Raw genomic sequence first — 25,076 nt, forward strand, 5'->3', positions numbered from 1 at the left:
CGTAATAAGGGGTAATGTCGGCGGCGTCCTCCCCCGGCTGCAAGCATTGAATTGGAGTGAAGGAACGGCATGAGCCGCAATCTGAACCGGCGCGACGTGATGCGCGGAACCGCCATGCTCGGCGGCACGCTGGCCATGTCGGCCTACCTGCCAGCTTGGGCGCAACCCGTGTCGCGCGGCATCGCCAAGCCGCTGCCGATCGTATCGGGCACGGAAATCGCCCTGACGATCGACCGGATGAAGCTGGTCATGGACGGAATTACAACGCCCGCGATCGGGGTGAACGGCACGGTCCCGGCGCCACTCGTCCGCCTCAAGGAGGGCCAGAAGGTCCGGCTCGCGGTGACCAACAATCTTGACGAGGATAGCTCGATCCACTGGCACGGCCTCATTCTGCCGTTCCAAATGGACGGCGTGCCGGGCATCAGTTTCCCCGGCATCAAGGCACGTTCGACTTTCGTGTACGAATTTCCAGTCGTGCAGTCAGGCACCTACTGGTACCACAGCCACTCGGGCGAGCAGGAGCAGGGCGGGCTCTACGGCCCCATCGTCATCGATCCCGCGGGACCCGACCCGATCGCATTCGACCGCGAGCATGTGATCGTCCTCTCCGACCATAGCGAAATGACGGGCGAGGAAATTTTCCGCAAGCTCAAGCAGATGGGCGGCGCCTATTTCAACTATCAGCGCCCGACGCTGAGCGGGCTGCTCGCCGGCCGCGAGATGCGCCTCAAGGATCGGATGGAATGGGGCAAGATGCGCATGGACCCGGCCGATATTGCGGATGTTACGGGGTCGACCTACACCTTCCTCGTCAATGGCTTTGGCCCTTACGACAACTGGACGGGCCTCTTCCGACCGGGCGAGCGGGTTCGGCTGCGCATCGTCAATGCTGCGGCGCAAACCAACTTCAACGTGCGCATCCCTGACTTGCCGATGACGGTGGTGCAGGCCGACGGCCAGAACGTCCGGCCGGTAACCGTGGACGAATTCCAGATCGGCGTCGCGGAAACCTTCGACGTGATCGTGACGCCCGAGGACCGCGCCTACAGCTTCGTTTCCGAGGCGATCGACCGATCCGGCATGGGGCGCGCGACACTGGCCCCGCGCGAGGGCATGATCGCCCCGGTCCCGCCGCTCCGCCCGCGCACGTTGCTGACCATGACCGACATGGGCATGGACATGAGCGGCATGAGCGGGATGGAGGGGATGTCCGGTATGGCGGACGAGAACCCGGTCGCAAAGCGCGGGCCGGATCCCACGTTGATGCAGAATGCCTCGCGCAACCTGTGGAAGCTCACCGGGTGGAAAGAGCCCACCGATCACGGAACGAAGGCGGTAGGCGCTGCGATGGCCGGCATGGCTGGGATGGGGGGCGACCAGATGAGCGGCGCTATGCCAGGGATGGACCATAGCCAAATGGCGGCGGGCGCTGCCGGGATGGCGGGCATGGACCATGGTCAGATGAGCAGCGGCGGCATGGCTGGAATGGATCACGGCTCCGGCGGCATGAGCATGGACATGAACATGCGCAACCCCAAGAACGCGCCCGGCGTCAAGATGGGGCCTGGGGTGCAGACCATCTCGCCGATGCCGAAGGACCGCACGGGCGAGCCGCCGCAGGGGCTGGAAGGCGTCGATCATCGCGTGCTCACTTATCGCGACCTTGTCGCGCTGGATCGCAACCCGGACGTTCGTGCCCCGGCGCGCCAGTTCGAACTCCATCTGACCGGCAATATGGAGCGCTATATGTGGGGCTTTGACGGCCAGAAGCTCAGCGATCCCGCTGACCCAATCCCGTTCCGTAAGGACGAGCGGGCGCGCGTCACCCTGATCAATGACACCATGATGCCGCATCCAATCCACTTGCACGGGCACTTCTTCGAACTGGTGACCGGGCATGGCGACTTCGCGCCACGTAAGCACACGGTGAATGTAGCGCCTGGCGGCAAAATGACGTTCGACGTGACGACCGATGCGGTGGGCGACTGGGCGTTCCATTGCCACAATCTTTATCACATGACCGCAGGGATGATGCGTGTCGTGACCGTTCGCCCGATGGGCGAGGAGAACCGCGATGCAGTTTAAGCTCCTCCTGATCGCGGGCGGCGCGGCGCTTGGCTTGGCAACATCTGCGGCCGCGCAGATGGACCATTCCAATATGCCGGGCATGAAGATGCCACCGCCAAAGACGACAACGGTGAAAAAGCCTGCCACTAAGAAGCCAGCAGCGGCCAAGCCCGCCGCGCGCAAGAAGTCCGTGAAGCCCGCTGCCAGGTCGATACCGCGCGCGAAGGCGGGATCGGGGGCCAGGTCCGCCGCAGATCGGTCCGCCAGGCCTCCGGCACCGGGAACGGTCGTGGTAGATCCTCACGCCGGTCATGACATGACGGCGATGCCGGGCATGAGTACGCCTGAAGCCAACCCAAATCCTGACGCCGGGCACGACATGTCGGCGATGCCAGATACCTCCGGCGGTGCCGCCCCCGGCCAGCCAAGTGCCATGCAGGGCATGGACCATGGTTCGATGCAGGGAATGGATCAGGGTTCGGGCGCTATGCAAGGCATGGCAGGTCACGATATGGGAAGCATGTCTCCTCCGACCACGGGGACGACGATGGTCGGGACCAACCTGCCGGCCGGCAACGCTCCGCCGCCGCCGATCCCGACGGATCGGGCCGCGGACCAAGTCTACTCTGCCGCCGCTATGGCGCATTCGCAGCAGCATCTGCAGATGCACGGGGGACAGAATTTCTCGCAGATCATATTCAACCTGGCTGAAGTCCAGATCCGGGATGGACGCGATAGTTATCGGTGGGACGGTAGTGCCTGGTATGGGGGCGATATCAACCGGCTGGTGCTCAAGACCGAGGGCGAAGGGAATATCGGGCGCAGCCTGGAAGCAGCGGAGGTGCAGGCGCTTTATTCGCGCGCCGTAGGCCCATATACCGACATACAGCTTGGCGTCCGCTACGACTTCAAGCCCAATCCCTCGCGTGTCTATGCGACGGTCGGCTTTGAAAGCCTTGCACCCGGCTTCTTCGATGTCGAGGGCGCGCTGTTCCTGTCCAATAAGGGCGACCTGCTCGGGCGTCTGGAAGGCTATTATGATCAGCGGATCACACAGCAGCTGATCCTTCAGCCACGCGCCGAGTTCAACTTCGCCGCGCAGGACGTGCCGGAAATCGGCGTCGGCTCCGGCCTGTCCACGGCCGAACTCGGTCTGCGGCTCCGCTACGAGATCAGGCGGGAGTTCGCGCCCTATGTGGGTATATCGTACGACCGCAGGTTCGGGGACACCGCTCGGTTCGCGCGCGCCCAGGGCGAGGGCCCGGCGTCGACCAGCTTCGTTCTGGGCATTCGCACATGGTTTTGAGGCCGATTAGGCTTTGTTGCGTTGACTAAGTCCAAGAAGGAGAAGTCAATGTTTAAGACGATTACAGTTCTGGCTCTGGCGGCGATGGCAGCGAGCCCAGCTTTGGCTCAGCAGCAGATGCAAGGCATGGACCACTCGAAAATGCAGGGCATGAACACGCCCTTCATGCCCGCCGAGATGGCGATGCACGAGAAAATGATGAGGGCCAAAGGCGCCAACGCAAGTGAGACGTGGGCCCGCAAGATGATTGAGCATCACCGCGGTGCGATTGCCATGTCGCAGATCGTTCTCCGCCAGGGGCCCGATGCGAAGACCCGGCAAATGGCTCAGAAGTCTATTGCCGAGCAAAACAAGAGCATCGGTGAGCTTCAGGCGATGCTCCGGGCGATGGGCAAGCCTCCGCAGTAATTAAACCTCGTTCCTTTAGCCCTCAACGAGGGGGCGGGAGGAACGACCAAGGAGTTTTTTGCATGAAGACAGCTTTGCGATCCGCGCTTACTGCCGCAGCCTTGTTGGTTCCGGTTGCCGTCAGCGCGGCCACCCCGATCGTTATGCACCGCGACCCCGGCTGCGGCTGTTGCGCCAAGTGGGCGGCACAGGTGCAGCAGCAGCTCGGGCGCCAGGTGCGCGTCGTCGATGATTCCAATCGCCCCGCGCTGCAGAAGCGCGCGGGGGTCCCTGCGGACGTCTCGTCCTGCCACACCGCAATCGCCGATGGCATGGCTTTCGAGGGCCACGTGCCGATTGCCGACATGAAGCGGGCTCTCGCGACCCGGCCCAAGGGCGTGCGGGGCCTCGCGGTCGGCGGTATGCCGCTCGGCTCGCCGGGAATGGAAGTGCCGGGCGTCAAGGCGCAGGCCTATGACGTGGTCGCCTTCGGTCCCGGCGGGCGCCGCCTGTTCGCCCGCCACGGCAGCTGATGGCGGTTTTCAGGCTGGGGGCGGCAAGACGCGGCCGCCGCAGCTGGTGTAGCTCCACGGTCCAGTTCGTCTGGAAGAGCAGGCGAAGAGTTCACAAAAGGATTCGGGTCGGTGAGGAGAGAAGGCGGCATGCGCACCCGGGAATCGATGACCACGAATCAAGGAGTTGGGTGATGGGCGGTAAACGAGCCGGGGCCTTCGCTCTGCTCCTTGCGGTTGCAATGTCAGTAAGCACGTCGGCATCCGCGCATGAAGATCATGATGCGCTTGGGGCTGGTCCCGGGCCAGCCGCTAACAGCGCAGTCGAGACTCAGAACAAGGATGGAGCAGACGCTGGCGCCGGCCACATGGGTATGGGCTCTATGTCGACCGTGGACATGAACATGGGCGGCCGCGACATCGCCGGCGACGACATGGACATGGGCGGCATGCACGAGGAGACCGCCAACAAGAACAAGAGTTTCGGCGAACGGCTTGTGAGCTGGCTGGGCCGGCTGCACACCATGGTCATTCATTTTCCCATCGCACTGTTCATCGGTGCGTTCGGGGTGGAGTTGTTCGGGTTGTGGCGCCGCAACCGAGACTATCAGCATGTCGCACACATGATGCTGGTCGTCGGCGCGCTCGGAGCGATCGCGGCGGCGTTCCTGGGCTGGTTCGCAGGCGGGTTTTACCTGACCGACCGCAACCCGATCCTGATGACGCATCGCTGGCTCGGGACGTTGATCGCGGTCTTCGGCGTTGCGCTGGCTTGGATGGCAGCGCGCCACCGTAAGGGTCCCGAGCGCTCGCGGACGTTGTACTGGGTGGTGCTTGGCCTGATGACGCTGGCGATCTCTATCCAAGGGTTCCTTGGCGGAACCTTCATGCATGGCGGAATAAACCACTTGGCGTTCTGAACCGGTCCGGTCGTTTTCCTGAACAGGGACGGCCGAGGGCGCGTCTTCACCGAGGACGCGCCCTTGGCTGATCAGCGGATCGACTGAACCGCGTCGCTGCAAGCCTGCTCGCAGCGACGGCAGTGTTCAGCGCAGATGCGGCAATGCTCGTGCGTGCTCGCATGCTTCTCGCATTCCTCCGCGCACAGCCCGCAGGCGATGGCGCAGGCTTGAAGAGCCGCGACCAGCGCTTGCTCATTGCTGCCGGTGCGGCGGGTGCCGAGCGAACCTGCCGCCAAGCAGATGTCGGCGCAGTCGAGGTTCAGACGAATGCACTGGCGAAGCTGTGCGACCATCTCTTCCGCCAGACAGGCATCAGCGCACGACGTGCAGGTCTGAGCACATGAGTAGCACTCCTCGATACAGCGGATCAGTGCGTCGTTCGTGCTTCCCTTCACGTCCGGATGCGTGGCGATCATCTCTTTCATGTGGTGCATCGTTCTCTCCTGTTCAGGCAGTGGTCTCACCACCTGTCGAAGCAAGAGGTTACAAACCTGAATGTTCCGGCCTTTGCGTTGGACCGTGCGGCCGCTTTGGCGTGTCGAGTAACCTCTGGCGCTGGTGGTAGCGCACCGTCTCGACGCCCATGCCGCCTGCGTGAGCGAGCCCGGGATCGTAGTGCGGGAATTTGAACGGAGAAGGGCCGTGTCGCCGATCGTCGTGTGGGTACGAATCAGCGCTGGGTGGCGGCTTTACTCGTTGCACTGCCAATAGCTCGCGCTAGGTCGGCAGTACGCCCCGAGCGGGACACAGCCCGGCCATGGCGGATGCCAATCCGCTGTCGCGGTCGCGCAACAGGTTATGGATTGCGGTCGCAGCGACCGCTGCTTGTCCGGTCGCGACGCTGATCTGATCGAGCCCTTCCACAACGTCACCAACCGCGTAGAGGCCGGCAACCGAGGTTTGTTGGTGGGCGTCGGTCAGCACGCATCCCGTTGCCGCGAGCTTCGCGCCCAGCGAAGTGGCAAGCCCTGTTCGAGGCGATGAGCCGAGCGCAGGGTAAAGCGTGTCGAATTGTAGCTCCAGGCCATTGGCCAATCGAACCTCGACACAATCGCCAAGACGCAGCTGCTCGACAGGCGAGGGCGCGACATCGACGCCCTGCTGGGTCAGCCTGGCAAATTCGGTCGGTGCGAGGTCGAGCGACCGTTCGGCGAGAAGCGTGACCTTGGCACCATAAGCGCGCAGGAATTCGGCTTCTTCAGCGCCATGGCGGTCGCAGCCGAGCACCGCCACGCTCATCCGCCGAGCCTCATAACCATCGCAAATCGGGCAGTAGCGGAGAAGGCCACGCGCGACGCCGATGTCATGCATCGCATCGGGCATCTCGGGACGTCGATTGACGACACCCGTCGCGAGCACGACGGTCCGCGCGTACAGGACGTTCGGTCCGCAACTTGCCGAGAAGTGATCGCCTGATGCGACGATCGCGTCGATCTCACCGCTCTGGACCGTACCGCCATATTCATGCAGCTGAGCCTGCAGGCGCGCAAGAAACGTGACGCCGGAAATGCCGCCGGGAAATCCTGGGAGGTTGTGCGAGCGCGGGATGGAGGCGGCGCGCCCCGCCGCCGCGTCGTAAACGACGCAGCTCCTGAGAAAGCGGGAAAGATAGATCGCGGTCGTGAGGCCAGCGGGACCGCCGCCCACAATCAGACAGTCGATGACCTCCTCGGGATCGCCAGTCCAGCCTTGATTGGTCAACCGCAACCTCATCATTACCCCGCGCATGCGCCCGGCGGGCCCGCGGCCCTACTCATTCGGACGGTAGGCGCAGGTAGAAAGCGCTTTGTACTCCCTTGTGAATACGTGCCGATGCCGCTTCCCCCTCATCAAGAGGGTGCGGCGGCACGAAAAAAGATCGTGAGGGGTGACCCGTCCTGCTGCGTAATACAGGTGAACTCAACGGAAATGGAGATTACCCGCATGCGTCGCTTGTTCATCACGACTGCTGCCGCCGCCTTGTTCTTCGCAGGCGGCGTGGCAAACGCGCACCCGAAGCTGGTGTCCGCCAGCCCCGCCGCCAACGCGGCGGTCGCGACCCCGGAGAAGATCAGCCTCCAGTTCAGCGAGAAACTCGTGCCTGCTTTCTCCAAGGCCGAACTGATCATGGCCGCGATGCCTGGCATGGCGGCCATGAAGATGCCGAGCAGCGCCGCGGTCGGCTCCGACGGGCGTACGCTCACGATCATCCCGAAGCAGCGTCTCCCGCGTGGGCGTTACAACGTCGACTGGCAGGTCGTTTCCGGCGACACGCACAAAATCACTGGCAGCTACACCTTCACGGTGAAGTGAGCGGATGATTGACTGGCCGACCGTCGCCATCCGCTTGGCGTTATACCTCGTCCTGGCGGTGCTGTTCGGCCTGTCGGCGTTCAGCCTCTATGGCCTTCGGCTCGGCGAGCGCGAGGATGCAATCGCTCTGCGGCCTTGGCTTTCGGGAAGTGCTGTGCTCGGGTTGCTGCTCTCAGCCGCTGGCCTGATCCTCATGGCCTCGTCGATGGCCGGATCTCCATTCTGGCCGGTCGACGAGGCCGCGGTGGCTGCCTTGCTCGGAGGGCCACCGGTTGGCTCCGCCTGGAAGGTGCGCATGGTAGCGCTGGTCATTGCCGGGGGCGCGGTCCTACTGGCGCGAGGCAGAGCATCATGGCTGGCGATGGCCATGATTGCCGCCGCTACGGCGTTGGCGACACTCGCGTGGAACGGGCACGGTGCCATGGACGAGGGAAGCACCGGATGGCTTCACCTGGGCGCGGACATTCTCCATCTCCTCGCAGGCGGTATATGGGTTGGCGCACTGTTCGGATTGCTTCTCCTGATGATGCGCCGCGCCGAGGCGATCGATGCCGCGCACCTTCAGCTTACCCATCGGGCGCTGCACGGCTTCGGGGCGGTGGGCACGCTCGTGGTTGCCATTTTAGTGATCACCGGCTTGATCAACAGCTGGCTGCTCGTGGGCCCAGCCAATTTCACGGCCTTGGGCACGACGCTCTACGGCTTGCTGCTGCTCGCCAAGCTGGTCTTGTTCGCAGCGATGCTGGGACTCGCGTCGCTTAATCGGTTCCGCCTCACGCCGGCCTTCGAACGCTCGATTGCCATGAACGATCATGACGGAGCGCTTATGACGCTGCGGGTCAGCCTGGCGGTCGAGACAACCTGCGTGATTGGTATCTTGGCGCTCGTAGCATGGCTCGGCACCCTCGCACCGCCCGCATCGGGCATGTAGGTGAGGTTAGCTCTGCTGGGTCTGTTGATGTATTCAAAGGTGAACGAACGAGGGTGGCAGAGTCATGACCGACGTCGAACGCAGCGAGCCCGGGAGCGGCAAGGGTGCTCCTGAGATCGTCCTCATCACGGGTGCGAGCGGTTTCATAGCCGCCGCGCTCATTGCCCGGCTCGGCGAACGGTACACGGTCGTCGGACTCGATCGTGCCGGTCCTCCGGACCCGCCGCCTCCTGCGGCCGCGGTCGCCATCGATCTCGGGTCCGACGAGGCGGTCCGCGCCGCGCTCGAGGAGGTGCGCGCACGATACGGCGCCCGCATCGCGTCGGTTATCCACCTAGCCGCTTATTACGACATAACCGGCAAGCCTAACCCGCTCTATGACAAGGTGACAGTCCAGGGCACCCGCCGGCTGATTGACGGGCTGCAATCGTTCGAGGTCGAGCAATTCGTCTTCGCCAGCACGATGCTGGTCCATAAGCCGACCGCCACTCCGGAGGAGCGCATCAGCGAGGAGTCGCCAATCGGTGCGTCCTGGGCGTATCCGCAGTCCAAGGTCGACACCGAGGCATTGCTGCATGAGCGCCACGGGAACATCCCCGTCGTCTTCCTCCGCGCCGCAGGAGTTTACGACGACGACGGGCGCTCGGCGTTTCTCGCGCAGCAGATATCGCAGATCTACGAGCACCGCCTGATCTCGCATTTCTATCCCGGCATGCTGTGCGCGGCACAGTCATCGGTGCACCGCGAGGACTTGGCCGACGCCGTGGTGCGCCTCGTCGATCGGCGGCACGACTTGCCGTCAGAACTGCCGCTGCTCGTCGGCGAACCCGACCCGCCCGGCTATGCCGAGATCCAGGACATCGTCGGGGAGGCGCTCCACGGCGAGGGCTGGAAGACGATCCGCATCCCGCAGCCGCTCGCGAAGGCCGGGATCATCCTGCAGAACGAAGCGCTCGGCAGCGACGACTTTATCCAGCCCTGGATGATCGACAGCAGCAACGACCACTATATCCTCGACATCTCGCGCGCACGGTCGCTGCTCGGGTGGGAACCGAAGCACAGCCTTCGCGACACGCTCCCGGCGATCGTCGCTGCGCTCAAGCGGCATCCGCGGGCCTGGTACCGGAACAACAAGCTCAACGAGAACCTGGTCGCGTGGGATGAAGAGCCAGAGGCCGAGCTTGCGGGGTCTGGCCACCACCAGCCCGCAGCGGCCGCCGGAACGGGCGGCATAGATCACGGCGGGATGGATCACAGCAAAATGGACCACGCGGCGATGGGGCACGGGTCCGGCGCCGCGGTCGCGGCCATGTCGGACCACGGCGGGCACGGCGATCACATGGCCTTGATGGACCGCGATGAGCGCCGCGCACGCTGGGCGCTTTACGCCAACATCGGTCTCGGTCTGTGGCTCGCCTCCAGCCCGCTCATCTATGATTCCATGACCACGCAGAGCGTCGGCGAAGCCGCGCGTTTCGTAACCGTCGATCGCGGGCTGCCTTCGATCGAATGGCGGGCCAGCGCACTGGCTATCAGCGATGTCGTCAGCGGGCTCGCCATCGCGCTGTTCGGCGCGCTGTCGCTCGCCCCGCGCACCAAGACATGGGCGCAGTGGGCTGTCGCGTTCATCGGCATCTGGCTGTTCTTCGCGCCGCTGATCTTCTGGAGCCCGAGCGCCGCGCAGTACAACAACAACCTGCTCATCGGCTCGGCCGTGATCGCCCTGTCGGTGCTCGTGCCAATGATGCCGGGCATGAGCATGGCGGGCATGATGGACCCCAAGAACATCCCGCCTGGCTGGACCTATTCGCCATCGACGGACGCGCAGCGGCTGCCGATCGTCGCCATGGCGCTGATTGGGCTTCTGACCTCGCGTATCCTGACGGCCTACCAGTTAGGCCACATCGATACTGTGTGGGAGCCGTTCTTTGCTGGATCGCTGGCCGACCCGCGTAATGGGACCGAGGAGATCATTACATCCGACATGTCGAAGGCTTGGCCGATCCCCGACGGCGGTCTTGGTACAGTCAGCTACGTGCTCGAAATTCTTATGGCGGTGATGGGCACCCGCGACCGCTGGCGGACCATGCCGTGGATGGTGACCTTCTTCGGCATTCTCGTCATTCCGCTCGGCGTCGTCAGCATCTATTTCATCATCAGCCAGCCGATCGTCATCGGCACGTGGAGCACGCTGGCGCTGATCGCCGCGCTCGCCATGCTGATCATGATCCCGTTCGCATTGGACGAGGTCATTGCCATGGGCCAGTTCCTCGCCTGGGCGAAGCGCCGCGGCAAGCCGCTGATCCGCACCTTCTTCCAGGGCGACGCGGTCGAGGCGGGGGCCGAGGACGCATCCGACGTGATGGCCTCGCCTTCTACCTTCTGGGCGGATGCGAAGCGCGGGCTGACGCTGCCGTGGACGCTGGCGGCCAGTATCGTGCTCGGCGCCTTCCTGATGCTGACGCGGGTGATCCTGGGGAACGAAGGCGAGATGGCGAACAGCGACCATGTCGTCGGCGCCCTCGTGATCACAGTCGCGATCATTGCCACCGCAGAGGTGGCCCGCGCTCTCCGCTTCATCAATGTCGCGTTCGGGGCATGGCTCGTCGCTGCCCCGTTCCTGCTGACAGGGGCCGGCCCCCTTGGGGCGATCGTGTCGGTGGTCGTGGGAATCGCGCTCATCGGGCTCAGCCTGCCGCGCGGCAAGCGCAGCCCCGAACATTATGCGAGCTGGGACAAATACGTAATTTGAGGCCTTACTCGCCTCCAGAGAGGAGGGGCACAGCATGGCGCAGTCCAGGTACCGAGTTCTATCCGGGGGTCATTCAGGCGGTTATATGGCCGTCGATTATGGCGGTGCGGTTGCCGATGGCCGGGTCAAGAGCGGCCGAGTATGCCGAGATGAACGAGTTCGCGTGAAGCTGCTCCAGGCCGCAGGCGTCGGCGTGAAGTTCGCGATCCATCCGGTTGCGGGGCGCATGCCCGGTCACATGAACGTGCTGCTCGCCGAAGCCGGCGTGCCCTATGACATCATCTTCGATATGGAAGATATCAACGCCGAGTTTGCCAACACCGATGTCGCGCTGGTCATCGGGGCCAACGATGTCGTCAACCCGGCGGCACGCACCGACAAATCCTCGCCGATCTACGGCATGCCCATCCTCGATGCCGACCAGGCCCACCAGGGGTCTATGTCGTCAAGCGCGGTCAGGGCAAAGGTTATTCCGGCGTCGAGAACCTGCTCTTCTTCAACGAGAATTGCAGCATGGTCTATGGGGATGCCCAGGCGGTGCTGACGCAGATGGTGCAGGCCGTGAAGGATCTCGGCGCGTGACCGTACCCCTTACCCCCGAAATCTGATTCACCACAGGAGAATGGACAATGACCTACGCGACCATCAATCCCTATACCGGAGACACTGTTGCGACCTTTCCCGACGCAACGGACGAGGAGGTGAAGACCGCGCTGGACAAAGCAGACGCGGCTTTCCTCAGTTGGCGCGAAACCTCCTTCGCCGAGCGCGGCCGTATCCTGCAGAATGCCGCAGACATCCTGCGCCGGGACAGCGATGCTTTTGCCCGCCTGCTGACGCTGGAAATGGGTAAGCTGGTCGCCGAAGCGAAGGCCGAGGTGGAACTCTCCGCCAAGATCTTCGAATATTATGTTCGGCATGCGGAAGACCTGCTGAAGCCGGAGAAGCTGCCGGTGCTCGATCCCGCCGAAGGCGAGGCGATGCTGGTGCACGAGCCGCTCGGCGTCCTCCTGGCGATCGAGCCATGGAATTTCCCTTATTATCAGATTGCCCGCATTCTCGCGCCGCAACTCTCGGCCGGCAACACGCTGATCCTCAAGCACGCCTCGAACGTTCCGCAGAGCGCCGCGGCGTTCGAGAGACTGATGAACGAAGCGGGTCTGCCGGAAGGCGCGTTCCAGAATCTCTATGCAACGCGCGATCAGATCAACTTCATCATCAACGATCCGCGCGTTCATGGCGTGGCGTTGACTGGCTCGGAAGCTGCCGGCGCGGTGGTTGCATCCGAGGCCGGCAAGGCGCTCAAGAAGTCGACCATGGAACTGGGCGGCGCCGACGCCTTTGTCGTGCTCGCCGATGCCGACATGGACAAGACGATCGACTGGGCCGTCTTCGGCCGGCACTGGAACGGTGGCCAGGTCTGTGTTTCGTCCAAGCGCATGATCGTCGTCGATGAAGTCTACGACACCTTCCTCGACGGTTATCGCAAGGGCGTAGCCAAGCTCGTCATGGGCGACCCCTCCGACCCCGGCACCACTCTCGCGCCGCTCTCCTCGCAAAAGGCGGCCGACGACATCAAGGAACAGATCCGCAAGGCCGTCGAACTGGGCGCCAAGGCTGAGGAAGTCGGTCCTACAGTGCCGAACAAGGGGGCTTTCGTGCAGCCAACTTTTCTGACCGACCTCGATGAGGGCAATCCGGCCCGTTATTGGGAATTCTTCGGTCCGGTATCGATGCTGTTCCGTGCGAAGGATGAGGACGATGCCGTGCGCATCGCCAACGACTCGCCCTTTGGCCTGGGCGGCTCCGTCTTCACCTCCGATCCTGTCCACGGCGCCGAAGTGGCGAAGCGGATTTCCACCGGCATGGTCTTCGTCAATCACCCGACTAAGGTGGAGGCCGACCTGCCGTTCGGCGGCATCCGTCGCTCGGGCTATGGCCGCGAACTGCTGGGCCTCGGCCTCAAGGAGTTCGTCAATCACAAGCTGATCGATGTCGTCGATATCGACGCGCATTTCTGAGAGAGGAACATCGCCATGGAAAGCACGATGAAAGCCGCGGTCGTCCGTGAATTCGGAAAGCCATTGGTCATGGAGGAAGTCGCGGTGCCCCGACCTGGCGCCGGCCAGATCCTCGTCAAGATCGCAGCCACCGGTGTGTGCCACACCGACCTGCATGCCGCTGAGGGCGATTGGCCGGTCAAGCCCAATCCACCCTTCATTCCTGGTCACGAGGGCGTCGGACATGTGGTCGCGGTTGGCGCAGGTGTGAAGCATGTCAAGGAGGGCGACCGGGTGGGCGTGCCATGGCTATATGATGCCTGCGGCCATTGCACGCACTGCCTGGGCGGCTGGGAAACGCTGTGCGAGGAGCAGCACAATACCGGGTATTCGGTGAACGGCAGCTTTGCCGAATATGTTCTCGCCGATCCCAATTATGTGGGGCATCTGCCCGGCAACGTTTCGTTCGTCGATATTGCGCCGATCCTGTGCGCCGGCGTCACCGTCTACAAGGGCCTCAAGGTAACCGACACCAAACCGGGCGACTGGGTGGTGATCTCCGGCATCGGAGGTCTCGGCCATCTCGCCGTGCAATATGCCAAGGCGATGGGCCTCAACGTCGTCGCCGTCGATGTCGATGACAGGAAGCTCGACCTCGCCCGGTCGCTGGGGGCCACGTTGGCAGTCAACGCCCGTTCGGAAGACCCGATCGCTTTCGTGAAGAAGCAGATCGGAGGCGCGAATGGGGTGTTGGTCACCGCCGTGTCGCCCAAGGCCTTCGAACAGGCGATGGGTATGGTGGGACGCGGCGGCACGGTCGCGCTCAACGGCCTGCCGCCCGGTGACTTCCCGCTGCCGATCTTCGACACGGTGCTGAACGGCGTGACCGTGCGGGGATCGATCGTGGGGACGCGGCTCGATTTACAGGAAGCCTTGGACTTCGCCGGTGACGGCAAGGTGAAGGCCACGATCTCAACCGACAAACTCGAGAACATCAACGACATCTTCTCCCGGATGCACAAGGGCGACATCCAGGGCCGCGTCGTCATCGATTTCGAGCAATAACGAGCCGCTTTTCGATCGGGCGTGTCTTCGTCGATCAGCCGGTCACCGCCGGGGCCGGAGGTCAATTGCCTTTCTGAACGCGTCTCCTCTCACCCTTAGGAGGGAGGAGACGCGCCGGTGGAGGAGAGGCGCCATCCTGAACAGACGAAGGAAGATTATCATGACTACTGGCAAGAAGGTCGCAATCGTCACAGGTGCCGGCCAGGGCATAGGCTTGGCCATCGCGGTGCGTCTCTCCCGGGAAGGCTTCGCCATCGGCTGTCTCGATTATAATGCGGAAACGGCAGAGGCGGCAGCCGATGCAATCATCGCTACAGGCGGTGAAGCACTCGCGGTCAAGGTCGATGTCGCTCAGCGCGATGACGTCTTCAAGGCGGTGGATGCGGTCGTTCAGCGGTTTGGCCGGCTCGATGTCATCGTGAACAACGCAGGCCTCGGACCGACCACACCGATCGAGGAGATCACGCCCGAAATCTACCACAAGGTGTTCGACGTCAATGTCGGCGGCACCTATTGGGGCATCCAGGCGGCGCTCAAGCATTTCAAGGCACGTAAGCCCGAGAAGGCCGGCGATATCGTCGGCAAGATCATCAATGCTTCGTCACAGGCGGGACAGGTTGGCAATCCCGATCTGGCGGTTTACGGCGCGACCAAGTTCGCGATCCGCGGCATCACCCAGACAGCAGCCAAGGATCTCGCACCCCTTGGCATCACCAGCAATGCCTATTGTCCCGGTATCGTGCGCACGCCCATGATGGAGGGCATTGCTCAGAAGGTCGCTGATGAAAATGGCCAGACCCTTGAATGGGGCCTGCAGCAATGGGCGAAGAACGTAACGCTCGGGCGCATCTCTGAGCCGGAAGACGTGGCAGCCTGCGTATCCTTCCTTGCTGGCCCGGACTCGGATTACATGACAGGGCAAGCCCTGATTATCGACGGCGGCATGGTCTTTAACTGAGGCAGAGGTTCGAAGACGATCCTGTTTCGGCAGGCTCGTCTTGGTGCAGCTGTCAGATGCTGGGAGGCATGCGATGCATGCAATGGTCCTGAATGCGGTCGGTCAGCCGCTCGTGTGGACCGAACTTCCGGATAGAAGGCGTCACCTCAAGGTTTGTGCGCCAGACAACTACAAGGGTTCCTGGGGCGCGCCTTCATGCATGGCGGCCTCAACCATCTGGCATTTTGAAGGGGGAAACATGATTTTGGCGTTTAGGGTGGCAATGGCCACAGCACTGGCGATGCCGATCGCGGTCGCCGCCCAGCCTGCATCGCGCTTCGCGGATACGAAGGCCGTGGAGGCAGTACTGTCGCAGTACAAGGCGGCGATTGAAAAGCTCGATGCGAAAGGAACAGAGCGACTCTTCGCGGCCGACTCCCAGATATTCGAAACGGGTGGCTCGGAGGGAACCTACGCGACATACCTCGCCCATCATCTTGGGCCAGAGCTGGCAGCCTTCAAGTCGTTTACATTTTCCGACTACAAGGTGAAGGTTCGCTTTGAGGGTCCGGTCGCACTTGCCACCGAGACCTACCGCTATCGGATCGAGCCGAAGAACGGGGCTGTTGCCGAACGTATTGGCGTCGCAACCAGCGTCTTAACGCGCTCGGGGAGCAGCTGGAAGATCATCAGCATGCACAGTAGCGCTCGCAAGCCGAAAGGCTCCTGATCGGTCAAGATCACATTGCGCCCGGACCCAGCTTCAGGGGTCGGCAATATGGCCGCTACTGCTTCTTCGCTGGATTCGGCGTAGCCGACTGCGGTGTCGCATTTGTAGAATTCGTCGGGTGATCGTGCTCCGGTATGCCAGCATAATGGTTCATCTGATCCTCGGAGATGTCCGACGTTTCCTCGCTGCTGCCACAAGCCGTTACGGCCAGAGGTAACAGAAACATGGCTGTGATAATCGCCCTCGATCTTCTCATAACAGAATACCCTTCGATGCCGATCTGAACCCATCATAGCTGATACGGTGGGATGCTCGTATCTGACTTCCTTACAATGATATGATCGACAAGGTTTTCGCTAGACTGGCATGCTCATGATGTCCTTATACGCGGAAAGCAACTTATTGCGAACTTGCAACGTCGCCTCGAACGCGATCGACGACTCCTGCCGCGCGAGCATTACCTTTGCAATATCGACCTCTTCGCCGCGTTCATAGGCAACCGTCAACTTTCCGGCGCGAGCGTTGATTTCATTGATCTTTTGAAGCTGTGTTTGCAGTGTAGAGGTAAAGCCACCTGGTTCCGCGCGCCCGGCAGCCGAGATCCCTTGGGTCGAACCTGGACCTACGACCGAGTCTGCACCGTCCGCCTTTCCAAGCACGGTATTCATCGCTGCTTCGAATTTTGCTCCCGCACCCTCGGGGCTACCAACAGAAACCGCGCTGCTTGCTACATTCCGAAGCGCCGCATTCCTGTCGAGAATGGCGCTTCGCACGGCCATGACGTCGTTGATGAAGATGCTGCTCATGTTCACCCCGGTGCGTCATCTAGCCCGCACTATTCATGAGCCCGCATGACTGAACGTATCCGGCCGGATTTTTCGGTGATCGTGTAATCAGGGCGAGCGCCATCGTCGGCATTTTCACCGAGTCAGGATCAATTGGCTTTTCAAGGTTGATGGACGAGGGCTCAGGCTTTGTGCGGCACGGCCGCGCTGACTATGTAGGTGCTGGCCGGAGGCTGATGGCGATGGCCTTGAACACGTTGGCATCGGGGCAGGCTGACGCAAAGGCGACACGGATGCGCGTGGCAGTCTCGATGACGCGGGCGGCGACCTTGAGCAGCCGCAAGCGCAAGGTGGCGAACTCTGCAACGGCGAGAGCCGTTGTCCTGGGGATCGCCTGCTGGATGCGCCACATCAGCCAGTAAGCAGCAGTATGCAGGATCAAGCGCATCTGGTTGGCGTTGGCCGAGCGGCACGAGGTGCGGTCGCTGGCGAGTTGGGTCTTATGCCGTTTGATCAGGTTCTCGGCCTGACCACGAGCGCAGTAGAGTGTGTCATAGATGTATTCGGCCGAGCCGTCCGTCAGGGAGGTCACGACGTAGCGGATGTCCATGCCGAGCTTGCTGGCCTCGATCCGGGCGGCGACGCGGCGCTGGCATTTCCAACTTTTAGCACCGTAGCGGGTCTCGGCATAATTGCGCAGGACGGCCCGATCTTCCTCGGCGCGCTTGACTGCACAGGCATCGGCGGCTGCAACGATGACCGGATCGGCGCGCAGCGCGGCATTGGTCGGCAGGCCGAACACGTAATCGACGCCAGCTTCCTCGCAGAAAGCCATCACCTCTGGTCTGCCATAGTGCCCATCGCCGCGGACGGTGATGCGGGTTGTGGGCCAGTGCTTGCGGATGTGGTGCACCAGGCGCCGGATGTGACCTGCCGCTTCGGCGCCCGATGGCGTCTTGCCGGTGCGCAGCAGCATCGCCACGGGTCGCCCTGTCGCGGTATCGTAGACATGGATCGGAAGGAAGCAGCGCTCGCCGTGGTGGCCGTTCCAGAATGAAAGCTGTTGGTAGCCGTGCACGACATCACACGTATCATCGATATCCAGCGTAACCGCCTTGGGCGCTATCGGATAGCTGGCGCAGTAGACGCCGATCATGGCCTGCATCATGCGCACCAGTTCGCGCGTGGTGGCTGCGTTTTCCCACCGGCTCATCGTCGGCTGACTGGCAAGGCCCGCGCCGGCGCCTGGCAGTTTGCCCAGCGCCAGGCGGAAGCCGGGATCATCGCGCAGAGCATCAAGGTCATCGGCATCCTCGTAGCCGCAGCAGATTGCCAGAACTCGCGCCCGCAGGATGTCGTCCAGCGCATGGATTACCCGAGAGGGATCGCGCAGATCGGCAATACAGCCGGCGAGCTGCGCGCAAATTCCCATCTCGCGTTCGGCCTGCGCCAGCAGTAGAACTCCGCCGTCCGAGGTCAACCGGCCACCGTCGAACGCGGCGCTGACTTTCTTGCGCCCGATGGCTGGAAACGAAAACCGGGGCGCGCTAACCTCGCTGTCGACGGGTGTGGCTTGTGGCATTTTCTGTCCTGAACAGGAACGGTGTAGACAACCAATTTCCTACTTTAGAACAGTGCCTTACGCCACTCCCGTCAACTGCCTCATGCGCCCCGGTGAATAACAGCGGCTAGCATAGCTGCATGATCGCATCGCAAGCGTTAGAGGATGGTTAACGACGCTTAGGAATGATTTCTTCATCGTAAAGCCAGGCGTCGATCGTTATCGGATTTGCCCAAGCCTGCCAGATGACGCGCGACCAGATGATCCAATCATTGGCACTTGGCGAAATGGTCGCACGACGTTACGGGGCATCTTAATCGTGCAGCGCGCTCTCTCTCTGTGTAGGGCGGTGACAAACCCGGCCACGGGAGCGCCGGCATAGGTGCCGGTGCGGCGGAGAGAAATCCTGCCAGTGGTAAGCTGCTCCATTTGGGGCGGCGAGGATGTTTGCCTTGGAGAGCTACGCGGTCGTTCGGCGTTTCGTGTTCGTGGAAGGTCATAGTCGCCGGGAAGCGGCGAAGGTGTTCGGTCTGAGCCGGGACACGGTGGCGAAGATGTGCGCGTTCTCGCTGCCACCAGGCTACCGGCGCGCGAAGCCGCCGGAGAAGCCGAAGCTGGGGCCGCTGTTGCCGGTCATCGACGCCATGCTGCGCGAGGACCGCCTGTCGCCGGCCAGGCAGCAGCACACCGCCAAACGGATCTTCGAGCGGCTGCGCGACGAGCATGGCCATGGCGGCGGCTACACGGTGGTGAAGGACTATGTGCGGCTAAGTCGGGCCCGCAGCCGGGAGACGTTCGTGCCGCTGGCGCACCCGCCGGGCCATGCCCAGGTCGACTTCGGCGAGGCGTGGGCAGAGATCGGCGGCGTGCGGCAGAAGGTTCATTATTTCTGCATGGACCTACCGCATTCCGATGCGTGTTTCGTGAAGGCCTATCCGCGCGAGACGACCGAGGCGTTCCTGGACGGCCATGTTTCGGCCTTCGCCTTCTTCGGCGGCGTGCCGCTGTCCATTCTCTACGACAATCTGAAGATTGCGGTGGCGAGGATCTGCGGCGACGGCAAGCGCGAGCGCACGCGGGCCTTCACCGAGCTGGTCAGCCACTACCTGTTTGCCGACCGGTTTGGCCGGCCCGGCAAGGGCAACGACAAGGGGAAGGTCGAGGCGCTGGTAAAGCACGCCCGCGCGATGTTCATGGTGCCCATTCCCGTGGCGGCCAGCTTCGACGAGTTGAACGAGCGCCTGGCGAAGGACTGCCTGGCCCGACAGAACGGGCATGCCGGACGCCATGCCGACACCATCGCCGAGCGGCTTGCCGCCGACCGGCAGGTCTTCCGGGCCTTGCCGGCGGTGCCGCTGGAGCCGTGCGAGAAGCGGTCGGCGCGCGTGTCGTCGACCGCGCTGGTGCGCTACCGGACCAACGACTATTCGGTGCCGACCGCCTACGGCTTCCGCGACGTCCTGGTGAAGGGGTTCGTCGACGAGGTCGTCATCAGCATCGCCGGCGAGGAGATCGCCCGCCATCCGCGCAGCTATGGCGAGGGCGCCTTCGTCGCCAACCCGCTGCACTATCTCGCGCTCATCGAGCAGAAGCCCGGCGCGCTCGACCAGGCGGCCGCCTTGCAGGGCTGGGATCTGCCCGAGATCTTCCAGCATCTGCGCCACCTTTTGGAAGCCCGTATGGGCAACAAGGGGAAGCGGGAGTTCATCCAGGTGCTGCGGCTGCTCGAAGCCCTGCCGCTCGCCGTCGTCTCCGACGCGGTGACACAGGCCGTGCAGCTCGGCGCCATCGGCTTCGACGCGGTGAAGCTCATCGCGCTGGCGCGTATCGAACGGCGACCGCCCCGTCTCGATCTGGCCGCCTATCCGCACCTGCCCCGGACGGACGTGAAGACGACCCGGGCGGCGGACTATGGAGTGCTGGCGGCATGACAAGCGACAAGATGCCGACCGGCACGACCGGCGGGACACCCCAGGTGCTGCTCGCCCACCACCTCAAGCAGCTCAAGCTGCCGACCGTGCTGCGCGAATATGAGAAGGTCGCGCGCGAATGCGCCCGCGACGGTATCGACCACCCGCGCTACCTGCTGCGTCTCATCGAGCTTGAGCTCATCGACCGGGAGCGGCGCACGGTCGAGCGGCGGATCCGCGCCGCCCGCTTCCCGGCGGTGAAGAGTCTCGACACCTTCGACTTCACCGCCATCCCCAGCCTCAACAAGATGCTGGTGCTCGAACTCGCCCGCTCGGAATATATCCTGCGCCGGGAGAACGTCATCGCGCTGGGTAACAGCGGCACGGGCAAGACGCACGTCGCCCTCGCGCTCGGCCTGGCGGCTTGCCAGAAGGGTTTCACCGTCGCCTTCACGACCGCGGCCTCGCTGGTCAACCAGCTGATGGAGGCGCGCGACGAGCGGCGTATGCTCAAACTCCAGCGGGAACTGGCGGCCGTGAAGCTGCTCATTGTCGACGAGCTCGGCTATGTGCCGCTGTCGGCGACCGGCGCAGAACTGCTCTTCGAGGTGCTGTCGCAGCGATACGAGCGCGGCTCGACCATCATCACGTCGAACCTGCCGTTCGAGGACTGGACCCAAGTGCTCGCCTCGGAGCGGCTCACCGGCGCGCTGCTCGACCGCCTCACGCACCACGTCTCCATCCTCACCATGAATGGCGACAGCTACCGCCTCAAACAGTCCGCCGGCCGGCGCTCCGCCAGAAGGGCGGAGCAAAACCAGGCCACTGTGTCGGCCGACCCGAACACCGGAGAGATCCCGCCGACATAGCCGGGAGAAAACGGTCGCGACGACATGGAAAGGGCCCCGATCGGGGCCCTTTCCATGTCGTCATCACACCTCGACCGCTGGCCTACTTTTACACCGCCACCGTGGCCGGATTTTGCTCCGCCGTTGACACTCTCGCTGAATCAAAGGACCATCCCGCGAAACCCTTGCCGCTCCCGCGTCGCTACGCCTTCGCGACGCGGCTCGGTGCGCCGACGAGCTTCGGCGCGGTCCTAGCCGCCGCGTCTTGTCGCTCGTGCTGCGGCGTTGGGTGTGGGGGCTGGCCTTCGCCGCGCTGATGCCTCTACGCTGGCCCTGACGGCGCTTTCCCTCGTCGGCCTGGCTGCCGGGTAGTCGACCTATGAGCGGCGTCGAAGTGCCTGCGCCGCGGATCGGTCCTGCACCGTGACACTACCCTCCCGCGCAACCCCGATCATGCTCGCGATCGGCACGGCAAGGTTTCGACGCCTCCGCCCACGTCTCCGCAAGCGAGCGCCACGCCAGGACAAAAGCTTTAAGAAATCCAACAATAGGGAGACGGTGGATCAATTCCTGATCCACCCGATGCAGGGTGTGGCAATAATTGATCCACCCTTATTGAGGGCATCGCGTGGAAGGTACGCCAGACGATGGAGTGGATGGCTCCCGCTCACCGGCTGAGGCAGACTGCCTCGGCTGAAGAGCGAGGAGACGGACGATGAGTGAGATTGTCACGATTGGGCTGGATATCGCGAAGTCGGTGTTCCAGGTCCATGGTGTAGACGCTGCGGGTCAGGTGGTTGTGACCCGGCAATTGAAGCGCGGACAGATGTTGAAGTTTTTCGCGGCATTGCCTCCGGTTCTGATCGGGATCGAAGCCTGCGGAACGGCGCATCACTGGGGTCGGCAGCTCCAGAACCTGGGCCACGACGTAAAACTCATCCCGCCGATCTACGTGAAACCTTACGTCAAGCGGCAGAAGAACGATGCCGCCGATGCCGAAGCGATTTGCGAGGCGGTGACGCGGCCGACAATGCGGTTCGTCGAAATCAAGTCAGTTGACCAGCAGGCTGGCGGCGTGCTGCACAAAACGCGGGCACTGCTGATCAAGCAGCGGACGATGATGTTCAATGCCGTGCGCAGCCATCTGGCCGAATTCGGTCTTGTGACGGGTACCGGCGTGGCGCAGGTGGTGCGCATGGTCGATCGGCTTGCGAAAGGGGACGAACTCGATCTTCCGGAACTGGCGCGCGAGACACTCGGCGTCTTAGCGCGCCACATTCAGGAACTGCAGGACAAGCTCACCGGGATCGATAAGCAGTTGACCCGCTGGCATTATCGCAACGACGTCAGCAACATCCTTGAAACCATCCCCGGCGTTGGTGTGATCACCGCCTCGGCGCTCGCGTCGATGGTGACCAACGCGCAGAGCTTCAGGTCGGCCCGCCATTTCGCCGCCTGGCTTGGACTCGTGCCCCGGCAAAACTCGTCAGGTGGCAAGACCCGCCTGGGCAAGATTACCAAGGGCGGCAATCGCTACCTGCGACAATTGCTGGTCGTCGGTGCGACTTCAGTGCTGCGGCATGTCCGGGCGGGCAGCGTCAAAGGCTTTGAATGGGCCAAAGCCTTGCTTGATCGCCGTCCGCCCAAGGTCGTGGCCGTTGCTCTGGCCAACAAGATGGCGCGTATTGCATGGGTGGTGATGACGCGCGGCGTCGAGTATGAAAGAAAGGAATTGGCGATCGCAGCCTGATTGGCAGGCGATGGCAAAACAAGGTTGAGGTGTGAAGACCGACTGAAGGCAAGCCATTCGATCCACCGAGCTTCGGCAAACCTGCTTAGCGTACAGGACTTCGAGTCCGCGTAAACGATGAGGAGGCCAGGGCTGGCGGAATCCTTCAAGGCCAGCAGCCGTATAAAGGCTGCACATAAAGGCCGGACACGCGACTGCACTCGATATGGCATGTCAGAACGTCAGAAAATCGCACCGCAACGCGGGAGCCATCCACACGCAACGCTAAGCGAGAACATTTCAAGAACCGTATGATGGCCGTTACCGCCGGAGGTCGCTGAGCCCCAGTTCTGCCCACATCCATGTGAAGTCATAGGTGCCCATCGGATCGGCGGTGCCGGATTTTGCTGCGCCATTTTCGATATATTTGAGCCAGTCGGCTACCTTTACCCGCCCCGCCTTTGTACAGGCCAGAACGCGTGGCGTCTTGTGGCTGAGGGCTGGGACCGGCTCATCGAGCGTTTTCGTATATTCACGGGTCAGCATATCGTGAACGATGCGCTCCATTTCATGCGGTGGAATATCCAGCGCCTCGTCCTGTGGCGTGCGGGCGGCATCGTCGGCCATAACCTGATCGAGCGTCCGGATTTCGGCCATAGGCGCGCTCACGCAATCACCAAGCCATTCGCCCATCTGGGTAATTGCTCGCTCCGCGCGGGCGGCACTGTTTACCTCGACGATCAGCTTGCGCCCTGCCAGTTCCACATTGGCAAAAACCGGCGTGCCGTCATCCATGGTCGTGACGAAGGCCCGCTTGCCTTTGGTCGCTTGCGGCTTCTTGTTCTTCGTCGCTGGTGCCAGCCAGTTCCAGAAACTGTCGCTGGCAGGTTCCAGCCATTGTGCCGCGTTCAGCCTTCGGATCAGGCTCTTGCCGACCACGCCTTTCGCCAGCGGAAAAACGATACGGTGGAACACCAGGTCATCGCCGTCGGCGTTGACCATATCCGGCGCGCTGCCGGGCATGGCCTTGCCCAGACAGTCGAGCAGCCACATGTTCGTGAACATCGGTCCCGATGCTCCCAGAAGCGCGTCCCGATCGGACGGGTCCAATTCCGCAGTGTCCTGAGTTTCGTCGGCAAGTCGGGAAAATGCATCGACCACTCGCACGGCGCCCTCAGCGCTGAACGGCAACAGCGCTCCGGAAATGCCATGGCGCCCGTTCACGTCGACAACCCTTGCGGCGATTTTGTCCCAGTTGACGAGGGTCTGGGTCGCACCGTGTTCCCGCACCGTCACCGGGGCAACGTCGCGCAGCAGATCGCGCAAGGTCATCGATTGGCCGGGAACCACTTCGCTGATCTCATAGAGCGACATGACCGTATCGCGTAATGCGCGCATATAGGCTTTGTCCGGCGCCTTTTCGTTCCAGCCCCGGCGCTTGAGATAGTCATCGACCAGATTGCCACCGTCAGGTTGCAGTTCCTGCGTCAGCAGATCTTCAAAGGCACAGCCCCATAGCGGCCCTTGCCAGTGATCGCCGATGATTTCGAACATGGCATCAGGCTCGAGTCCGGTCGCTTCGCTCGCCGGATCGAGATGCGCGGACAGCATTTCAGCCATCGCTTCATCCCATGGCGCCCGATCCGCATATTTCATCAAGCCCGAAAGATCGTGAGCCGATTTCGATCTGGACATTCAGATGGGCCTTTCCACGCCGAGGCGGCGCATTTCTCGATAGATGGTCGATCGGCCGATGCCGAGTTGTCGTGCTGCTTCTGTCGGCGAGATGCTCGCTTCGACCAGTTTGATGGCGGCATGTACCTTGGACATGTCGAGCGGCTGACGGCCGGGCAACTTGCCTTTGGCGCGCGCGGCGGCGATCCCATCCCTGGTTCGCTCGGAGATCAGTCTCCGCTCGAAATGGGCGATGGCCCCGAACACATGGAAGATGAGTTCGCCGGCGGCCGACGATGTGTCGATCTTTTCCTCAAGACTCAGGAGCGCGATGCCCTGGCCGCGTAGCGTCTCGACTGTGGCGAGCAGTTCGGCCAGCGAACGCCCGAGCCGATCGAGGCGGACCACCGCCAGCGTGTCGCCCTTGCGGGCATAGGCGATCAGTTCGGCCAGACCGGGCCGCTCCATGCTCTTGCCCGACATGACGTCGGTGAACACCTTGATCGCGCCGGCCTCCTCCAGACGCATGGTCTGTCCAGCCACGTCCTGATCGCCGGTGCTGACGCGGGCATAACCCAGAATATCGCCCATCCCGTGCGTCTCCCAAACGGTCGTTCTGTGGACG

Annotated in this window: 21 protein-coding genes and 1 pseudogene; 16 read left to right on the top strand and 6 right to left on the bottom strand. The window is 62.8% G+C overall.

The window, feature by feature from the left end; translation table 11 throughout:
* Nucleotides 1-69 precede the first annotated feature (69 nt).
* The 5 genes from CEQ44_RS06350 (at nt 70) to CEQ44_RS06370 (ending at nt 5,195) form a co-directional block, all read left to right on the top strand.
* Complete coding sequence (locus CEQ44_RS06350) at nt 70-2,088, top strand: copper resistance system multicopper oxidase (RefSeq protein WP_066766200.1); 2,019 nt, start codon at nt 70-72, stop codon at nt 2,086-2,088.
* Between the two features lie 298 nt (nt 2,089-2,386).
* On the top strand, nt 2,387-3,376 hold the full coding sequence (locus tag CEQ44_RS06355; RefSeq protein WP_373441121.1) for a copper resistance protein B: 990 nt from the start codon (nt 2,387-2,389) through the stop codon (nt 3,374-3,376).
* Nucleotides 3,377-3,424: 48 nt separating this feature from the next.
* Nucleotides 3,425-3,784, top strand: coding sequence for a DUF305 domain-containing protein (locus CEQ44_RS06360; protein WP_088181953.1), 360 nt, complete (start codon nt 3,425-3,427; stop codon nt 3,782-3,784).
* A gap of 62 nt (nt 3,785-3,846) precedes the next feature.
* Nucleotides 3,847-4,296 (top strand): DUF411 domain-containing protein, encoded by a 450-nt coding sequence (locus CEQ44_RS06365; RefSeq protein WP_088181949.1) that lies wholly within the window; start codon nt 3,847-3,849, stop codon nt 4,294-4,296.
* 362 nt (nt 4,297-4,658) lie between these two features.
* Nucleotides 4,659-5,195, top strand: a complete 537-nt coding sequence (locus tag CEQ44_RS06370) for a DUF2231 domain-containing protein (protein ID WP_088181950.1) — start codon at nt 4,659-4,661, stop codon at nt 5,193-5,195.
* Between the two features lie 71 nt (nt 5,196-5,266).
* Here the strand turns inward: CEQ44_RS06370 and CEQ44_RS06375 are convergent, their stop codons facing one another.
* Nucleotides 5,267-5,671 (bottom strand): four-helix bundle copper-binding protein, encoded by a 405-nt coding sequence (locus CEQ44_RS06375; RefSeq protein WP_088181954.1) that lies wholly within the window; start codon nt 5,669-5,671, stop codon nt 5,267-5,269.
* Between the two features lie 283 nt (nt 5,672-5,954).
* Nucleotides 5,955-6,953, bottom strand: coding sequence for an NAD(P)/FAD-dependent oxidoreductase (locus tag CEQ44_RS06380; RefSeq protein ID WP_088181951.1), 999 nt, complete (start codon nt 6,951-6,953; stop codon nt 5,955-5,957).
* A gap of 207 nt (nt 6,954-7,160) precedes the next feature.
* Between CEQ44_RS06380 and copC the strand changes: the two genes are divergently transcribed.
* The 8 genes and pseudogenes from copC to CEQ44_RS06420 all read left to right on the top strand — a co-directional run bounded on the left by copC (nt 7,161) and on the right by CEQ44_RS06420 (nt 15,944).
* Nucleotides 7,161-7,529 (top strand): copper homeostasis periplasmic binding protein CopC, encoded by a 369-nt coding sequence (gene copC, locus CEQ44_RS06385; protein ID WP_037475981.1) that lies wholly within the window; start codon nt 7,161-7,163, stop codon nt 7,527-7,529.
* Between the two features lie 4 nt (nt 7,530-7,533).
* Nucleotides 7,534-8,460 (top strand): copper homeostasis membrane protein CopD, encoded by a 927-nt coding sequence (copD, locus tag CEQ44_RS06390; protein ID WP_037475979.1) that lies wholly within the window; start codon nt 7,534-7,536, stop codon nt 8,458-8,460.
* 64 nt (nt 8,461-8,524) lie between these two features.
* The gene (locus tag CEQ44_RS06395) at nt 8,525-11,212 is read left to right on the top strand and encodes a vitamin K epoxide reductase family protein (RefSeq protein ID WP_037475977.1); all 2,688 of its coding nucleotides are present in this window, start codon (nt 8,525-8,527) and stop codon (nt 11,210-11,212) included.
* A gap of 97 nt (nt 11,213-11,309) precedes the next feature.
* Nucleotides 11,310-11,794 (top strand): annotated as a pseudogene (locus CEQ44_RS06400) (NAD(P)(+) transhydrogenase (Re/Si-specific) subunit beta); the annotation flags it as partial.
* Nucleotides 11,795-11,841: 47 nt separating this feature from the next.
* Nucleotides 11,842-13,233, top strand: coding sequence for an NAD-dependent succinate-semialdehyde dehydrogenase (locus CEQ44_RS06405; protein WP_088184706.1), 1,392 nt, complete (start codon nt 11,842-11,844; stop codon nt 13,231-13,233).
* Nucleotides 13,234-13,248: 15 nt separating this feature from the next.
* A complete protein-coding gene (gene adhP, locus CEQ44_RS06410) occupies nt 13,249-14,277 on the top strand; it encodes an alcohol dehydrogenase AdhP (RefSeq protein WP_037475973.1) in 1,029 nt (342 codons plus the stop codon).
* Between the two features lie 160 nt (nt 14,278-14,437).
* Nucleotides 14,438-15,235 (top strand): (S)-acetoin forming diacetyl reductase, encoded by a 798-nt coding sequence (locus CEQ44_RS06415; RefSeq protein ID WP_088184705.1) that lies wholly within the window; start codon nt 14,438-14,440, stop codon nt 15,233-15,235.
* A gap of 73 nt (nt 15,236-15,308) precedes the next feature.
* The gene (locus CEQ44_RS06420) at nt 15,309-15,944 is read left to right on the top strand and encodes a nuclear transport factor 2 family protein (protein WP_239556198.1); all 636 of its coding nucleotides are present in this window, start codon (nt 15,309-15,311) and stop codon (nt 15,942-15,944) included.
* Between the two features lie 356 nt (nt 15,945-16,300).
* Here CEQ44_RS06420 and CEQ44_RS06425 read toward each other — a convergent pair whose 3' ends face one another.
* Together CEQ44_RS06425 and CEQ44_RS06430 are read right to left on the bottom strand one after the other, a co-directional pair.
* Nucleotides 16,301-16,750, bottom strand: coding sequence for a flagellar hook-basal body complex protein FliE (locus tag CEQ44_RS06425; protein ID WP_235209629.1), 450 nt, complete (start codon nt 16,748-16,750; stop codon nt 16,301-16,303).
* A gap of 190 nt (nt 16,751-16,940) precedes the next feature.
* The gene (locus tag CEQ44_RS06430) at nt 16,941-18,311 is read right to left on the bottom strand and encodes an IS1380 family transposase (RefSeq protein WP_088184704.1); all 1,371 of its coding nucleotides are present in this window, start codon (nt 18,309-18,311) and stop codon (nt 16,941-16,943) included.
* Between the two features lie 422 nt (nt 18,312-18,733).
* Between CEQ44_RS06430 and istA the strand changes: the two genes are divergently transcribed.
* From istA to CEQ44_RS06450, 3 genes are all read left to right on the top strand, one after another.
* Entirely contained in the window at nt 18,734-20,221 is a 1,488-nt protein-coding gene (gene istA, locus CEQ44_RS06435) for an IS21 family transposase (protein WP_088184703.1), read from the top strand.
* The gene (gene istB / locus CEQ44_RS06440) at nt 20,218-21,069 is read left to right on the top strand and encodes an IS21-like element helper ATPase IstB (RefSeq protein WP_373438208.1); all 852 of its coding nucleotides are present in this window, start codon (nt 20,218-20,220) and stop codon (nt 21,067-21,069) included. The genes istA and istB overlap by 4 nt, the downstream gene beginning before the upstream one ends.
* Before the next feature lie 694 nt (nt 21,070-21,763).
* Complete coding sequence (locus CEQ44_RS06450) at nt 21,764-22,798, top strand: IS110 family transposase (protein ID WP_010338606.1); 1,035 nt, start codon at nt 21,764-21,766, stop codon at nt 22,796-22,798.
* 300 nt (nt 22,799-23,098) lie between these two features.
* On the opposite strand, the gene CEQ44_RS06455 is transcribed toward CEQ44_RS06450, so the two are convergent.
* A complete protein-coding gene (locus CEQ44_RS06455) occupies nt 23,099-24,472 on the bottom strand; it encodes a hypothetical protein (RefSeq protein ID WP_088201796.1) in 1,374 nt (457 codons plus the stop codon).
* Nucleotides 24,473-25,042 (bottom strand): recombinase family protein, encoded by a 570-nt coding sequence (locus CEQ44_RS06460; RefSeq protein WP_088201797.1) that lies wholly within the window; start codon nt 25,040-25,042, stop codon nt 24,473-24,475.
* Nucleotides 25,043-25,076: the final 34 nt, after the last annotated feature.

This window comes from Sphingobium sp. Z007 (assembly GCF_900013425.1).
In the GTDB taxonomy this organism is placed as follows: domain Bacteria; phylum Pseudomonadota; class Alphaproteobacteria; order Sphingomonadales; family Sphingomonadaceae; genus Sphingobium.

Bases quoted from the DNA above. Each gene is read 5' to 3' on its own strand.
- CEQ44_RS06350 (WP_066766200.1), top strand. From the start codon at position 70: ATGAGCCGCAATCTGAACCGGCGCGACGTGATGCGCGGAACCGCCATG.
- CEQ44_RS06355 (WP_373441121.1), top strand. From the start codon at position 2,387: ATGACGGCGATGCCGGGCATGAGTACGCCTGAAGCCAACCCAAATCCT.
- CEQ44_RS06360 (WP_088181953.1), top strand. From the start codon at position 3,425: ATGTTTAAGACGATTACAGTTCTGGCTCTGGCGGCGATGGCAGCGAGC.
- CEQ44_RS06365 (WP_088181949.1), top strand. From the start codon at position 3,847: ATGAAGACAGCTTTGCGATCCGCGCTTACTGCCGCAGCCTTGTTGGTT.
- CEQ44_RS06370 (WP_088181950.1), top strand. From the start codon at position 4,659: ATGTCGACCGTGGACATGAACATGGGCGGCCGCGACATCGCCGGCGAC.
- CEQ44_RS06375 (WP_088181954.1), bottom strand. From the start codon at position 5,671: ATGCACCACATGAAAGAGATGATCGCCACGCATCCGGACGTGAAGGGA.
- CEQ44_RS06380 (WP_088181951.1), bottom strand. From the start codon at position 6,953: ATGATGAGGTTGCGGTTGACCAATCAAGGCTGGACTGGCGATCCCGAG.
- copC (WP_037475981.1), top strand. From the start codon at position 7,161: ATGCGTCGCTTGTTCATCACGACTGCTGCCGCCGCCTTGTTCTTCGCA.
- copD (WP_037475979.1), top strand. From the start codon at position 7,534: ATGATTGACTGGCCGACCGTCGCCATCCGCTTGGCGTTATACCTCGTC.
- CEQ44_RS06395 (WP_037475977.1), top strand. From the start codon at position 8,525: ATGACCGACGTCGAACGCAGCGAGCCCGGGAGCGGCAAGGGTGCTCCT.
- CEQ44_RS06405 (WP_088184706.1), top strand. From the start codon at position 11,842: ATGACCTACGCGACCATCAATCCCTATACCGGAGACACTGTTGCGACC.
- adhP (WP_037475973.1), top strand. From the start codon at position 13,249: ATGGAAAGCACGATGAAAGCCGCGGTCGTCCGTGAATTCGGAAAGCCA.
- CEQ44_RS06415 (WP_088184705.1), top strand. From the start codon at position 14,438: ATGACTACTGGCAAGAAGGTCGCAATCGTCACAGGTGCCGGCCAGGGC.
- CEQ44_RS06420 (WP_239556198.1), top strand. From the start codon at position 15,309: ATGCATGCAATGGTCCTGAATGCGGTCGGTCAGCCGCTCGTGTGGACC.
- CEQ44_RS06425 (WP_235209629.1), bottom strand. From the start codon at position 16,750: ATGAGCAGCATCTTCATCAACGACGTCATGGCCGTGCGAAGCGCCATT.
- CEQ44_RS06430 (WP_088184704.1), bottom strand. From the start codon at position 18,311: ATGCCACAAGCCACACCCGTCGACAGCGAGGTTAGCGCGCCCCGGTTT.
- istA (WP_088184703.1), top strand. From the start codon at position 18,734: ATGTTTGCCTTGGAGAGCTACGCGGTCGTTCGGCGTTTCGTGTTCGTG.
- istB (WP_373438208.1), top strand. From the start codon at position 20,218: ATGACAAGCGACAAGATGCCGACCGGCACGACCGGCGGGACACCCCAG.
- CEQ44_RS06450 (WP_010338606.1), top strand. From the start codon at position 21,764: ATGAGTGAGATTGTCACGATTGGGCTGGATATCGCGAAGTCGGTGTTC.
- CEQ44_RS06455 (WP_088201796.1), bottom strand. From the start codon at position 24,472: ATGTCCAGATCGAAATCGGCTCACGATCTTTCGGGCTTGATGAAATAT.
- CEQ44_RS06460 (WP_088201797.1), bottom strand. From the start codon at position 25,042: ATGGGCGATATTCTGGGTTATGCCCGCGTCAGCACCGGCGATCAGGAC.